9 protein-coding genes and 1 pseudogene are annotated in these 14,435 nt (G+C 73.3%); all 10 read right to left on the bottom strand.

Going from position 1 to position 14,435, the window contains the following annotated elements; genetic code table 11:
• Positions 1-8: 8 nt before the first annotated feature.
• Positions 9-545 carry a phage baseplate assembly protein V gene (locus tag ABZY20_RS27120; protein ID WP_356444503.1) on the bottom strand — a complete coding sequence of 179 codons (537 nt, stop codon included), beginning with the start codon at positions 543-545 and terminating at the stop codon, positions 9-11.
• Positions 546-592: 47 nt separating this feature from the next.
• Entirely contained in the window at positions 593-1,732 is a 1,140-nt protein-coding gene (locus ABZY20_RS27115; protein WP_356444501.1) for a hypothetical protein, read from the bottom strand.
• Positions 1,725-2,096, bottom strand: coding sequence for a hypothetical protein (locus ABZY20_RS27110; RefSeq protein WP_356444500.1), 372 nt, complete (start codon positions 2,094-2,096; stop codon positions 1,725-1,727). The genes ABZY20_RS27115 and ABZY20_RS27110 overlap by 8 nt, the downstream gene beginning before the upstream one ends.
• An 8-nt stretch (positions 2,097-2,104) precedes the next feature.
• Positions 2,105-2,806 (bottom strand): hypothetical protein, encoded by a 702-nt coding sequence (locus tag ABZY20_RS27105; RefSeq protein WP_356444498.1) that lies wholly within the window; start codon positions 2,804-2,806, stop codon positions 2,105-2,107.
• Positions 2,803-3,489 carry a hypothetical protein gene (locus ABZY20_RS27100; RefSeq protein WP_356444496.1) on the bottom strand — a complete coding sequence of 229 codons (687 nt, stop codon included), beginning with the start codon at positions 3,487-3,489 and terminating at the stop codon, positions 2,803-2,805. Before ABZY20_RS27100 ends, ABZY20_RS27105 begins: the two co-directional genes overlap by 4 nt.
• 18 nt (positions 3,490-3,507) lie before the next feature.
• The gene (locus ABZY20_RS27095) at positions 3,508-10,467 is read right to left on the bottom strand and encodes a DUF4157 domain-containing protein (RefSeq protein ID WP_356444494.1); all 6,960 of its coding nucleotides are present in this window, start codon (positions 10,465-10,467) and stop codon (positions 3,508-3,510) included.
• Positions 10,464-10,784 (bottom strand): hypothetical protein, encoded by a 321-nt coding sequence (locus ABZY20_RS27090; protein ID WP_356444492.1) that lies wholly within the window; start codon positions 10,782-10,784, stop codon positions 10,464-10,466. Before ABZY20_RS27090 ends, ABZY20_RS27095 begins: the two co-directional genes overlap by 4 nt.
• Complete coding sequence (locus tag ABZY20_RS27085; RefSeq protein WP_356444490.1) at positions 10,775-12,811, bottom strand: ATP-binding protein; 2,037 nt, start codon at positions 12,809-12,811, stop codon at positions 10,775-10,777. Before ABZY20_RS27085 ends, ABZY20_RS27090 begins: the two co-directional genes overlap by 10 nt.
• A 410-nt stretch (positions 12,812-13,221) precedes the next feature.
• The gene (locus tag ABZY20_RS27080; RefSeq protein WP_356444488.1) at positions 13,222-14,121 is read right to left on the bottom strand and encodes a DUF4255 domain-containing protein; all 900 of its coding nucleotides are present in this window, start codon (positions 14,119-14,121) and stop codon (positions 13,222-13,224) included.
• Between the two features lie 69 nt (positions 14,122-14,190).
• Positions 14,191-14,435: pseudogene (locus ABZY20_RS27075) on the bottom strand (hypothetical protein); the annotation flags it as partial.

The raw sequence follows: 14,435 nt of genomic DNA, 5'->3' as shown, positions 1-14,435 counted from the left end.
TCCCCCGTCTATCGCTTGGAGAGCACGGTCAACTGGCCCTCGTTGATCGTCACTTCACGTCCGCGCAGCACGACCTCGGCGCCCGCGCCGGTCGCGATCACCACGGCGTCCTTCGTGATGCGGATGTAGGCGCCGCCCTGGGCCTGCAGGAGGATTCCCTGCTCGGCGCCGGGCGTGTCGTTCAGGACGACCTTGTGCGCCTGCGGTGTCTGCACGACGACCGGCTTGTGCGGCGTGTTCGCCTGGAGTTCGCGGCGCGCGTCGGGCGGCAGTTCCGCGGCGGCGCCGTACCAGCAGCCCGTCCACACCGGGAAGCTGGGATCGCCCTGCTCGAACTCCACCCACACGCCCGCGCCGGGCGGCGGCACCGCGAACTGCCCGGACTCCGGCCCGGTGAAGGGCAGGCAGGGCAGCGCCCAGGTCGACGGCTCGTCGCCGAGCACGTCGGGGACCTCGACGGTGACCCGGCCGATGCGCAGCGGGTCGTTGTTGTCGACGACCCGGCCGCGGAACTTGCCGAGGTAGCGATTGCTGGGTGCCGCCATGGTGAGGGTGCTCCTGGTAGGTGGATCGCGGGTGCGTGCGGGTGGGGTCAGGGCCGGACGTGGTCGCTGCGGGCCTCCAGTCCCTCCCGGGAGAGGGTGAAGTTCTGCCGGAACGAGCCGGGGCGCAGGTTGTGCGTGACGGACTTGACGTAGTAGTCGCCGTCGTAGGCCCGTCCGGCGCCGCGTACGCCGACCAGCTGGCGCGGCTGCAGGAGGTAGCCGTGCCGGTTGACGTCGAGGGAGCCGGAGCCGGAGACGACGTCGGCGGAGACGGCCGCGCGGGCGAGCAGTTCGGCCTCGGCCTGCTCGCGCTGCTGCTTGGCGGTGCCGGACAGCGTCCTGCGTTTCAGGGCCGGGGTGGGGCGGCGGCCCAGGGGCGGGCGCAGCGGGCTGATCGGCGGTTGCGGCAGCAGCGTGGACTGCCGGGTCCCCGGGTCCTGCCAGCGGGCCTGCGGCTCCTCCCGGGCCGTCCCGTCGTAGGCGAAGGTCATCTGGTCGACGGTGGAGTGGGCGTCCATGTTGACGTTGAGGGCGTGCTGCCGGACGCCGAGCCGGACCTCCGGTCCCCAACGGGCGCTGGACTGGCCGGGGCCGGGGCCGGGTTCGAGGTAGAAGGTGTAGCCGTTGGCCCGGGCCAGCTCCGTGACGTACTGCAGGTCGGTGCCCGTCTGGTAGTGGACGCGCAGGTCCTGGTGCGGGGGCTGGGCGATCTTCTCGGTGTAGACGTCGGGCCGGATGCCGTAGTCGGAGTAGCGGCGCAGGATGCTGAGGACCCGCCCGGAGGGCGGCAGGTTGGGGTAGCGGGCGGTGCGCTCCTCCAGGTCCATCAGGAGGGTGAGGTCCTCGCCGGTGACGGTGAGGGTGGAGTGGCCGGGCCGGTTGCTGGCGCCGACCTCCTGCCGTACGACGAGCCCGTCGAACAGCACGGCGGAGGTGCCGCGCACGTGCACGGTGACGATCAGCCGCGTCTTGGGGTCGAAGAACCCCTCGGGGAGCAGCCGGCGGCTGATGAGGCCGTTCTTGGTCAGGTCGAACGCGAGCTGGAAGCCGCTGCGCTCGCCCGCGGTGGCGGTGATCTGCGCGGTGAGCAGGGCCTCGGTGACCTCGGCGGGCACGGGGCGGGCGAGCTTGGGCCCCATGAGGAGGGTGATGTGGACGGGGCCCTGCCCCACGGGCAGGTCAAACACGCCGGTCCCCCCGCGGGAAGCCGCCGGCGAGGGGGATGTCGACGACCCGTCCGGCGTCCTCGGTCAGCTCGCGCGGATCGAGGACGGGATTGGCGTCGGCGATCTGCCACCACTGGCCGGGGTCGCCGAAGTACCGCTGCGCGAGCAGATCGGGCCGCTCGCCTGCGGCGACGACGTGCTGCCCGGTCTCCTGGCCGTCGTCGTCGAGGGGCGGCAGCAGCCGGCGCTTGGTGTAGCGCACTTCCGTTCCGTCGGGACGGCGGTGCATCCCGATCTCGGCGTCGTGGTACCGGCTGGTGCGGGGGTAGGGATGAGCGCCGGGCACGGCGTCCAGTGCGCTCTCGTACGGTTCGGTGTCGGCCATGGTGCGGTTCAGCCCCTCCTGATCGCGGCGGTCGCGGCTGCTCCGATGCCGCCGCCGAGCCCGAGCGTGCCGAGGCTCCCGCCCCGGGCCGCGGCGGCCAGTCGCTCCTTCTGGGCGAGGTGGGCCATGTACAGATCGGCACCGCGGTGCCCGGCGGGCAGATCGCTGACGGTGAGGATCTTCATCCCGATGCTCAGGGAGGCGCGGATCGGATTGAGGTGGACGTCGAAGGCGGATTCGTTCACGGACAGTTCGGTGAGCCGCACCGGCATGACCCGCTTGCTGCCCCAGGTGAAGAGGGTGAGGGGCATCTCGATCGGGCTGATCTCGATGGCGCCCTTCTGCGACAGCCGGGACGCGGCGCGCAGTTGGGCGGTCGTCGGCTGCACGAGCATCTCGAGGGTGGCGAGCTGGGGGTGGATCCCGTCGGGCGCGGCGACCTCGAACTGGTCGGTCGCGTCGATCTCGGCGGTGAACTTCCAGGTCTCCTGGGCGGGGCCCTTGAGCCGCAACGCCTCGTTCCGGTCCCCGCTCCCGGCACCACCGCCTCCGGCGTCCCCGCTGTCACCGGCCGACTGAGGGCTCACGCTGCGTTCGAGGGTGTCCGGGTTGAACTGGAGCACGATGATGCGCTGCGGGGTGCCGGTGTCGGGGTTGACGACGACGATGCCGGAGCGGATGGGTTTGGGGATGTCGGCGTAGCGGGTCACAGGCGGGCCTCCAGGCGGGCGCGGAGGTCTGTGTAGTCGTGGGTGGGGAAGAGTTCCGGAAGCACGTCCAGCATGGCCCGCAGATCCGCTGCCGTACCCGTGAACTCGTCGTCGTCCAGCGGTGCATCCGTGAAGAGGTGCTGCCAGTCGAACACTCCCTTGGTCAGTCGCAGGGCATCCATGTACGCGCAATAGTCGACGTCCATCAGCCACAGCGAGTTCGTCCTGTGATCGGAGAACCAGACCTCGGGATTTCCGACGCCTGGCTGCAGCCGCAGCGCGGTGAAGGAACCCGTCCCGGTGAAAGGGCTGTCATCGATAACCCTCAATTTGTCTGCCAGGAGCCGCCGTTCGTCGGAGAAGAGCGGTGAGGTGAATTCAGGCGGATCCTCGTGGACCGCCAGTGGCAGGGGTGTGAGGTGGAACTCGCCCGTCAACTCGGGACAGGGAGCGACGGTCCGCCATTGGACTCCCAGTTGCGCAAAGCGAATGTAGGCCGCACGGAGATCCGCATCGATCTCAACACCTTCCCACTCCGCCAGTTCGTCGAAGGCCGTGTCCTCCGCGGTCAGATCGATGTCCAGCCGGACCTCGTTCATCACGTCGACGGCCGGGTTGTCCCGTAGCGCGTCCAGAATCCTGAGCCAGCCTTGTTCGTACGGTGTCGGTTTCTCGAGTTCCATGCCCTCTCCCATGAGCTGTCAGAAGTAGATCCGATTGTCCGTCTCGGCCTCCTTCAAGATCGCGATCACTCTCTTGGCTGCGGCCACAGCGGGAGGGCTCGCCGCTTGGGCCGTCAACTTGGTCTTGAGATCCCCCATGCCCGCGAACGTCTTGCCGGGCTGACTGTCTCGAAGCTTGACGATTCTCTTGGCCGTGAGGGCGTTGAGCTTCGTCACCGCGATCACTTCTTTGTACGTGGCCTGGTTGAGGTTGACCGAGAGCGGGGTGTTTCCTGTGGCCTGCCAGGGCGGCGGGGCAAAGTTCCCCGTGGTCCAGGACCCGCCCGGCCGGCTCTTGCGCTGCCAATGCCCGTGGGGGTGTTCATATGTCCCCCAACGCATGTCCACGGCGCTCGGATATCCCGGATAGTTGCTTCGCATCGTGATGTCGACGTCGTACCAGATCATCCTCTCCGGCTGACCGGTCCACCCGGACTTCTTGCCGATCGCACGTGCGGCTGGGTGTTCGGCCTTCTCACGCGCATCGATGTTGTCCGCTCGGCGGGCCGGCGCCAGATTCGATGTCGAGGCATGACCGCCGAGGACTGCCGTGAGCATGTGCATGCGCACCCAGTCGCCTCTGGCGGTGATGCCGTTCGCGACGGCCCGGTCCCAGCCCAGAGGCCACGCGTCCGGACGGTGGTTGGCCTCGGTGCCCACCGGCGTGTCCTCCTGGATGTAATGAGCCCTGAAGGACTTCGCGGTGTCCCCGTCGGAGAACACCGGCAAAACGGTGTCCGGGAGCGGTGGTTCGCCCCCTCCACGCGACCGCTGTTCCAGGGCGGTCGCCAGTTGCTCCATCAGTTGCCGCAGGGCGGTCAGTTGTCGTTCGATCCCTGCCTGGTCACCCTGCAGGAAGATCGGTTCGCCGTATGTCGACCTGCCCGTGCGCCTGGTGTATCCGCTGTTGCTGGTCTCCCTGTCGGGGAGGCCGCTCTGAGCCCTTTCCGCGCTCTCACGCAGATTTTCCGCCTGCTTCCGAGCCTGCTCCTGGCGACTGCGCAGATCCCGCTGCCGGGAGATCGGGGGCGTGTTGTTCTCCCCTTCCCACGCGTCTATGTACGTCTTGATCGCTACCAGCGTGCTCCGCATGGCCAAGTCGGCGCTCTTGCCCTTGCCGTCGAAGAGCAGCGTGTGGATGGCCCCGTCCACGGTACGGAAGCGGACCGAGGGCAGGTCGTAGTCCTTTCTGCCCTGCTGCCACGCCTGCTGGTCTCGCTCACGTGCGCGGTCCCTGTGGCGATCGCGGGTCCGGTCTCGCTCGTTCCTCCGGCGCCACTGCTCCCGCAGCCTGCGCAGTCTGTCGTCGAGTCGCTTCCCCAGCTTGCGTCGCGCCTTTCCGAAGAGCCTGCCGGTGGCGCGTCGAGCCCGGTCGGCGGCGGCCTTGATGGTCTGCCGGGCGCGGCGGAGCGGTCGGCGGCGCCGACGGCGCGTGTCGGTCTCATGCCCCCGGTCGTCCGCACGCCTTCGCTCGTCACCACGGCGACCGCCCGTGCGCTTGGAGAGGTCCGTCGGCCGGTCACCGGGCCGCGCATCTCGCGGATCGCGGTCGTGCTCGCGGTGGTTCGCCTCGCGACGGCGGTCCGGGCGGAGGGTGTCGCGGGCCGGGCCCCGGCGGGTGGGGGTGACGGGGCGGTCCTGGTGGTCGTCGTCCTTCATGCGGCGCTCCGCGTCGCGCATGCGGCGCCTGGCCGCGTTCACCTCGCGGGCGTCGTCGCGGCGTTCGTCGTCGTCGCGGCGCTTCTTCGGGCGGGTGGTGTGGGAGGGGCGGGGCTTCTTCTCCGGGGTGGAGCGCTTGCCCGGGCGGGGCTTGGACGGGGGGCGGGAGGTCCGGTCCGGGGACGGCTTGCGGGGAGGTGCCGGGCGGCGGCCGGGCCGGTCGTCCGTGCGGTCGTCCGCGGGGGCGGGGCGGTCGTCCGCGGGCCTGGCGGGCGCGTCCGGCTTGTCGTCCGAGGGGCCGGGCTTCCTCTTCTTCGCGCGGATGCCCTTGAGCATGTCGCCCAGCCGTTCCGCCACCTTCCCCATGAAGCGGCTGACACCCTCGATGAGGAACTGGTAGATCAGTTCCAGGAGCGCCACGACCCCGGCCGCGACCGCCTTCGCGAAGGGCAGTGCGCCGTTGCCGCTCTTGACCGACTTCAGGAAGTCCATGAAGAGGCCGAACGCGGCGAGGATCTCGCTCAGGGCTCCCCACGCGGTCTGCAGGGCGTCGATGACCGCCATCACCCAGCCGGCGCCGGGAATGAGTTTGGCGACGACCTTCTCGACGACCATCACGCCGATGATGAACGGGAGTTGGGGCACCGCCTCGTCCCAGGCCAGCTGGGCCATCTGCTCGACGGTGACGCCCCCGGAGACCAGTTCCTGGAAGTCCTCCACCGGGATGCCGATGATCTCCTGGACCTTCTGGCCGAACCAGGCCCGGACCGCGGTCTTGATCTCCTCGAAGAGGTGCTGCTTCGCGCCCGTCTCCGCGGCGGCGCCGGCCTTGCTGATCCAGTCGCCCGGGTCGGAGACGATGTCGTTGAAGATGGCCGCCCACTCGCCGAGCGCGGCGACGGCCGCGGCCCCGAACTCCAGCGCGCCGACCGTGACCGACTCGGCGATGTCGACGGCCGCCAGCAGGCCGCCCTCCAGGGCGTCCAGGCCGGCCAGGAGCGCACCGCACAGGCCGTCGAGGAGCTTGCCGGCGACCTCCTTCAGCGCGTCCGCCGCCTCGTTGACCTTCTGCACGGCCCAGTCGCGCGCGCCGTCGATGGTGTCGCGCCACTTGTCGCGCATCGCGGGATAGTCGGCGAGGAGTTCGTCGCCGAGGGCGATCAGCGCGTCGGCGAAGGTGTTGATCTGCTCGATGACCCAGTTGCGGGCGTCGTCGATGAGTTTGAAGACCTGCTGCTTGAACCGGTCGATGAGGTCGGTGACGACCTGACGGGCCTTCTCGAAGACGCTCTTGATGGCGTTCTTGAGGTTCTCGAAGAACTGCTTGAGCTTCTCGATCGCCTCCTCGAGCCAGTTGTCGGCGTCGTCCTTGCCCTCCTGCTGCTTCTTCTCCGCCTCCTTCTCGGCGTTGGTCTGCTCGTCGTCGATCTTCTTGTTGTCGTCCTCGGTCCGCTTGTCGACGTCCTTGTCGGTGTCCTCCTCCTTCTTCTTGATGTCGTCGCGGACCTTGTCGTACTTCCTGCCCTTCTTGTCGTCGATCTCCGCGACCTTGTCGTCCTGCTCCTTGCGCCACCGGTCCCGTGAGTCGGCGATGTCGGCACGGCCCTTGTCGCGGGCGGCGGACTGCTTCCTGCCGCTGGCCTCGACCTCCTGCTTCAGGTCCCGGTCGTGCCGCTCGCGGTCGTCCGCCGCCTTCTTGTCCTTGGCCTGGCGCTCCTGGCCCATCTTCTGGCGGCCCTGGGCGAAGCCCGCCCGGATCTGGGGGCCGCGGTCGTGCTCGGCCACGGCGGAGGCGGACTCGACCGGTACGCCGCCGCCGGACACCGAGCGGGTTCCGCCGGCCTGCGCGCCCTTCTTCCCGCCGGTCACCTTGCCGGTCAGGGTCTCCTTGGGCACGTCGGGATAGATCTGGTCCTCGCCCATGGGGCGGGCGGCGTCCTCGCGTCCCGACCGGTGCAGTTCGTTCTTGCGCTCGTCGAGCCTGCGGCCCTGCTCGTCGGTGCGGCGCGGGTCGGAGTCGTTCTCCAGCGGCAGCCGGGGGGCGTCGCCGACACGGGCGTTGCGCAGTCCCTCGTCCGTGGTGGGCAGCCCCAGGATGGAGTCGATCAGGTCGTCGAGCGGCAGGATCTCCTTCAGCAGCTTGCCCAGCAGCTGGGCGCCGATGGTGACGGCGATGTCCCACCAGCTCGGCTCGGGGACGTTCGCGCCCGGGACCTCGCCCTCCGGCCTCCGCTCGCCGGTGATCTCGGGCGTCCGGCCCGCAGCGGCCTGCGTTCGGGCCACCTTGGCGTTGGTGTAGGTGCCCGGGGCCGCGGCCTTCGGGCCGCCGGGGACCGTGCGCGGGGAGCCGGACGGCCGCCGCATCGCGGGCGGGGCCTTGCGCAGGGCCGTGCGCTCCTTGTCGACCGAGCGGCCGACCGCGCTGTCCACGCCCTTGAGGGTCTCCAGGGCCTGGTGCGGCTTGAGTCCGGCGGCCGTGGACAGGCCGGACTCGGGGGTGGCCCGGGAGACGTCCGGGGGCGGGGTCTCCTTCCTGGCCCTGCCCGGGGAACCGCCCGACGCGGCGGGCCGGGCACCGCCGCCGGAGCGGCCACCGGAGCGGACGGGCGCCGGGGACGTACGGCCCGTTCCGCCGGTGCCGCCCCCACCGCTGCGGGACGCGGTCCTCGCCGCCTGGCGGGCCGCCTGGCGCCTGCCGCTCGCCGGACGTGAGCGGGACCCCGCGGCGTCGCCGCCCGTGGCGCCCGCCGCGCGTCCCGTGCCGGAACCGGGCGCCTCGGCGGACTTCGGCGTGTTGGTCCGCGGCTGCGGGCCGGCGGCCATCGGGGAGGGTCCATGGCCCGGTGCCAGTCGCGGAGCGTCCGCGGGCCCCGGCGTCGAGACCTGGTCGGGACCGCTCTGCGGTGCGGGGACGGTGGCCGGGCCCTTGCCGGGGGATTCCTCGCGGCTGCCGCCGGGCGAGGTGTCGGGCGTCCGGGGAGCGGTCTCCTGGTCGCCTGCCGTGTCCCGTTCGCCGGCCGCCGCACCGGAGGGCTCGCCGGTCTGCCGGTCCCGGGCCGTGTCCGTCCCGGGCTCCGTGCCCTTCCCGCCGCTGCGGTCGGGGGCTCCGGCCTCCGGCTTGCGGGCGGTGCTCTGCGCGCCGTCCGCCGAACGCGCGCCCCCTGCCTGCGCGGCGGTGCCCGAGGCCGGGCCGGTGGTCCGGGTGCGGGCGTCCTCCTCGGCCTTGGCCAACCGGTCCGGCGGGGCCGTCTCACCGGACGCCGTGGTCGCCCCGGGCGACGCGGCGTCGGCCTTGCGGGCCTCCTCGTCACGCCGGGCGGCCTCGGCATCCTCCCGGCGTGCGTCCGCCTGCCGCCGGTCCCGGTCCGCCCCGGCCGCGTCCGTCACCGAGCCGGCGCCCTCCGCCGCGGAGGAGGCGGCGCCCGCTGCCGTGCCGAGCGTGGGGGGATCGGCGTCCGACCCGCCGGTCAGGTCGTTCGACAGGTCCTCGAAGGACTCGCCGCCGTCCTCCTCGTCCTCGGTGTGCGACGCGCCGGTCGCGGACTCCGGCGGTGCCTGATCCGCCGCCGGGGCCTCGGCCGCGGCGGGCACGGACGAGACGGCGGGCGGCGGGGCCGTGCCCTTCCGGCGTTCCTCGGCGAGGTTCGGGTTCCTCGCCGCGTCCGTGTACCCGACGAGTTCGGCCTCGGGCACGGGCTCCTGCCCGGCCGCCGCGGGCGTGCCGTCCCCCGCCTCCCGATCGGACTCGTCCTGCGCGGGCTCCGCGTCCAGCCCCAACGGCTCGTCGTCGGCGTCCTGTTCGTTTTCCGGGTCACCCACCGCGCGGGCCGCGCCGGTGTCACCGCCGGTGCGGGACCTCTCCCCCGGTTCGGCGCCGCTGCGGTCGACCGTGCCCGGGGCCGTGGACCGCCGGTCGGCCGCCGGGGCCGCTTGCGGGCGCTGTTCCTCCTGGACGGCCTGCTTCTCCGGCTCCTGGGGGGACTCGTCCGTCTCCTGCCCGGTCTCGCCCTCGTCCCGCGCGTCCTGGTTCCGCTGCTCGCGCTCGGTGGCGGAGGCGGACTCGCGTGCGTCCTCGGCGTCCTTCCGGTCGTCCCGGCGGGAGGTGTCCTGCTCCTCCTGCCGGTCCTGCGAGCGTTCCTGATCGTCCTTCGCGCCCTCCTGCCGGCGCCCCGCCGCTCCCGCGCCGCCCGGCGCGTCCTCCCGGTCCGTGCCGGCGGACGGGGACCCTGCGTCGCCGTCCCGCTCCTCGCCCGGTGCGGTGCGCCCGTCCTGCGGCCCGTCATGCCGCCCGCCCCCGGGCGCGCCAGGCTTGACCGGCTTGCCCGCCTTGCCTGCCTTGCCCGGTTCGTTGTCGCGTACGTCCTGCTCCGGGGCGCCCTCTTGGCGGTCCCCTTGGACACCCTCTTGGACGTCCTCCTCCCCGGAGCGGTCGCGCTCCTGCGCGATCTCCTCCCCCGCCCCGGGCACCGCGTGCGGAGCCGTCGCCGCCTGCAGGGGCGGCGGGCCCGAGCGCTCCGTCTCCGCCACGTCCTCCAGCAGCCGGTCGACGACCGGCGCGGGCAGGCGCAGCTCCAGCCGGTCCAGGACGCTGTCCTGCACCTCGGGTGCCATACGGGCCAGTTGGAGGCGGACCCGCCCGGACCGGTCCTCCGGGTCCCCCCGCAGGGAACGGAGGAGGCCGTTCGCCACACGGTCCACGAGCGTCGCCGGATCCAGTTCCTCCATGCGCCGCCGGTCGGCGTCGACGGTGGCGTAGCGCAGCCAGCCGGGGGTGGCCTGCCCCCGCTCGACCTCCGCCGGGCCGGTCGACTCGGGCCGGTGCACGAGGTCCTGGGCCGCCGACTCGGCCTCCCGCTCGACGGCCTCCTGCGGCATGCTCACCGCGCCCAGTTCACGCCCGGCCCGCAACGCCCCCAGCCCGTGCGGGTTCTGGACGGTGTGCAGCAGTTCGTGGGCGAGCAGGCGGCGGCCCTCGTCCGTGCCGGGCCGGTACGCCCCCTCGCGGAAGAAGATGTCCTGGCCGACGGCGACCGCGTCCGCGCCGAGCAGACCGGCCAGGTGACCGGCGTCCCTGCCGGTGTGCAGGCGTACGCGGCTCAGGTCGTGCCCCAGGCGCTCCTCCAGCTCCCGTCGTACGCCCGGGTCGAGGGGCTGGCCGGCGCCACTGACGATGTCCTTGGGCTCGGGGGAGCGGGACCTGGCGGCACGCTCCTTGCGCTTGCGGCGGCGCTGCTCGGCACTCTGCCCGGAACGGCTGTCCTGCGCACGGGAGTCGCTCACGGTGTCACCTCCCCGCGTCCGCACAGGCCCTCGTGGACCGCGCGGGCCAGCTCCTGCCCGAGGCGGCGGGCGGACAGCCCGGCCGGCAGCGGCGGCAGGCCGGACAGGACGTCGGCCGTCCACGCGCGGTCGGCGGGCACGCCGCGCTCCCGGACCAGCCGGGTCAGTTCCCGCTCGAACGCGTCGGACACCCGCTCGGGGTCCGCGCGGAAGCCGTCGAGGACCAGGGCGCCGATCTCCACGCGGATCTCGCGCGGCGCGGGCGGCGCGGGCGTGGCACCCGCGTCCGTCCGTCCGGCACTTCGCGTCACACCCATCCGCGGACCTCCGTCGGCGTCAAGGAGCGTTCCAGCTTGAGGTATTCGGTGCGGGCCGCCGCGAGCATGTGCCGCATCCGCAGCGGCTCGCCCTCCTCGGCGGCGAGGAACGCGCCGGACAGGGCGATGTTGCGGATCGAGCCGCCCGCGACGGTGAGCCGGGCCAGCAGCGCGGGGTCGAGGTCCTTGGCCGGGGCCTGCGGCGGCAGCACGCGCCGCCAGATCTCCGCCCGTTCGGGCTCGGCCGGGAAGGGGAAGTCGACGACGAAGCGGATGCGCCGCAGGAAGGCGTTGTCCAGGGCCTTCTTCATGTTGGTGGTGAGGACGGCCAGGCCGCGGTAGGCCTCCATACGCATCAGCAGGTAGCTGACCTCGAGGTTGGCGTACCGGTCGTGGCTGTCCTTGACCTCGCTGCGCTTGCCGAACAGCGCGTCGGCCTCGTCGAACAGGAGCAGCGCGCCGCCGCGTTCGGCGGCGTCGAAGACCCGGCGGAGGTTCTTCTCGGTCTCGCCGATGTACTTGCTGACGACCTGCGAGAGGTCGACGACGAACAGGTCGAGGCCGAGTTCGCGGGCCATCACCTCGGCGGCGAGGGTCTTGCCGGTGCCGGAGCCGCCCGCGAAGAGCGCGGTGACACCGAGCCCCCGGCGCAGCGTCGACGCGAAGCCCCACTCCTGGTGGACGACCGACCGCTGCCGCACGTGCGCGACGATCTCCCGCAGCACGGCGGTCTGCCGTTCGTGCAGCACGAGGTCGTCCCAGCCGGCCCGGGGTTCGATCCGGCGGCCGAGTTCGTCCATGCCGACGCGGGCCTCGTCCATGCCGGCCCGCCAGGCGAGGGCCGCCGCGTCCAGCCCGTCCCCGGCGGGCAGATCACGGCGCACGGTGGCGGCGGCGGACCGGACCACGTGCGGGGGCAGCTGGAACTGGGCCACGAGCGAGCGCAGTTCGCCCTCCTCCAGGTCGGCCACCTCACGGAACGCGTCGGCCCACAGCGCCAGTTGCTCCTCGTCGTCCAGGCGCGGCACGCTCACCCGGGTGCCGTGCGGGCGGTCCGTGCGGCGCGGGTCGGCGCTCGACACGACGACCGGTACGGCGGCCCCGGCGAGGTACGCCTCGGTGGCCGCCCGCTGCTCGTGGTCCGGCTCGCCGTACTCCACGAGCAGCGCCGCCGGGAGCAGGATCGCCTCGCGCTGCCACAGCCGGGCGAACCGGTCGCGCTCGGCCGGATCGACGGGAACGTCCTGGGCGCTCAGCTCGTACAGCCCGAGCCCGGCGCGCGCGGCGGCCGCCGCGGCGATGTCGGCGCGGCTACGCGGGTCGCCGCCGGTCAGTTCGACGAGCAGCGGCGCGTCGGCGCGGGTGCCGTCCGTCCAGCCCGCCGCCACCTTGCTCGCGGCCAGGTCGTAGGAGGGGGGCAGGGCGTCCGGTACCGGTGTGCGGCGGAGCCGGCCGTGCAGGCGGGCGTCCAGGTAGGGCGAGCCGAGCAGAAAGTGCAGGATCCGCTCGTCGAGCCGCAGCCTGGTGGTCGTCAGCCGGGACTCGTCGTCCAGCTCCAGGATCCGCCAGCGGCGCAGCGGGGAGACGGGCGGCAGGGCGCTCCAGTGCGGTCCGTCGAGGGCGGCCAGCGCCAAGGAGAACGTCGGGTACGCGCGTTCGGGATCACCGCTGGCGGCGGCGCAACGGGCGCCGGTCGTGGGCTCCAGTTCCTGGGCGGCGGTGAGGAGCACGAGGTCCCGCTCGAAGGCGGTGAGCCCGAAGCAGGCGACCAGGGCGTCGAGGGGGCCGGTACCGGGGCCGTCGGAGGCGGGGGCGGGGGCTTCGGGGGTGAGGGCATCGGGTGCGGGGGCTTCCGGGGCGGGGGCTTCGGCGGTGGGCGCCGTGGAACTGCCGCCATGCACGGCGGAGTTCACTTCGGCCGTCGCGGGTGTCGCGCCGGGCGCGACGGAGTTCCCGTTGGGCGCTGCTGAGTTCGCGCCGCGCGCGGCGGAGTTCCCACCGGTCGCCGCCGAGTCCTCACTCGGCACGGCCGAATCCCCGCCAGGCACGGCGCGCCCACCGGGCGCTGCCGAGTGCCCACCCGGCACGGCCGAGCCCCCGCCGGAGGCCGGGTCCGCGCCACGCGCTCCGGCGTCCCCGCCGTACGCCGGGTAATCCCCGCCAGCCACACGGGAGTTACCGCCAGGCCTCGTGAAAGGGCCGTCACCGCTCCCGGAGTTTCTCCCGCCCCCCTCCCCCGTCCGGCGGCCCGCGTGGGCGTCGACGCGGGACAGGACGCGGCGGATCTCGGCCGTCAGGGTCACGGCGGCCATCAGGGTCGCGGCGTCGCCCGCCGCGCCCGGCACCGCCTCCGTGGCCGCCTCCGTGGCCGTGGCCGTGGCCGTGGCCGCTCGGTGCGTTCCCATGCCCTCACCCGCCCCCGTCGTCCCCATGTCCGTCAGCGCTCCGTGCCCTCGTCGCCGTCCGCGTCCCCGGCCGCGGGCCTGGGTCGGGCGGACTTCGCGGGCTTGGCCGCCGTCCTCTTCGAAGTCCTGGCGGGCTGGGCCGCCTTGCGGCTCCTGGTCGTCTTCGCGGGCGCCTTCGCCTCCGTCCTGGCGACGGCCTGCGCGGGCGGCGCGGGCGGCGCAGGCGGCGCAGGCGGCGCGTCGGCGGGCCCGGGGTCCGTCGTCCGCGCGGTGCGCTCGTCGGGCGCGGCCGGCTCCGCCGGGGCCGGGCCGGGCGCACCCGGCGCCCCGAACGGCAGCACCCGCACCTGCGGCCGTTCCACCGGCTTCGCCGGCACCGGCGTCCCGCGCCCGTCGATGAGGACCAGCACCGCCTGGTAGACGACCGACAGCGCGTACGGCGTCTGGTGGAGCATCCCCCACAGCTTGGACGTCTCGTCGATGTCCATCGCCGTCGGTGTGAACCGCACCCGCTGCACCGCCTCCGCGAGGTCGCTGCCGGCCAGGTGGGGCCGCTGGCCCGCGAGTTCGATGATGTCCTTGGGCAGGACGGGGATCTCGTGCAGGGTCCGCACCACGGAGCCGATCAGCCGCTGCCCGACCAGTTCGGCCTCCTCGCCGTAGGCGCTGATCAGGTAGTGCAGGTCCAGCGCGGCGGCCGGCCGCCGGACCAGTGTGCCGTCGGGAGCCCGGGTCGGCAGGTCCTGGGCGCGCTGCGAGGTGTTGGGCGTGACCTGGTACAGGAAGACGGTGACGGTCGGTTCGGCCGGCGGCTCCACCGGGGGTCTGCGCGGCTCGACCTTCACGGCGATGTCGATGTCCGGGGGGAGGTTGGCCTCGATGAGCAGGGCGAGGGCCTGGGTGACGTGGGCGAGGGCAAGTGCGTTGCTCATGGCGTCAGTTCCTCGGTCCCTCTCCTCGTCGTGGTGCGTCCGGTCGTACGTCGGTCCCGCTGCGGCGGCTCACTCGCGCCCCCTGGCCAGGTAGTCCGCGAGGCTGACCGTGGCGCGCGGGCGGTCGGCTGCGCGTGGCCGCTGCGGGCCGCCGCCCCGGGGTGCGTCGCCGGCGGTCACCTCGAGCCGCCCGATCTGCACCTGCACCACCTGCTCGGCCGGGCGTCCGGGGCGCCGGGCGGCGGCCTGCCGGGCGGCGTCCCGGGCGGCCGCCGTGTCCGCCGCGCTGGGGAGCAGCGGGACGGACACGGCGG

The sequence above is a fragment of the Streptomyces sp. NPDC006624 genome (assembly GCF_040611555.1).
Lineage (GTDB): Bacteria > Actinomycetota > Actinomycetes > Streptomycetales > Streptomycetaceae > Streptomyces.
Note: the sequence above shows the minus strand (reverse complement) of the source record. Positions and strands in the feature narration are given on the sequence as shown.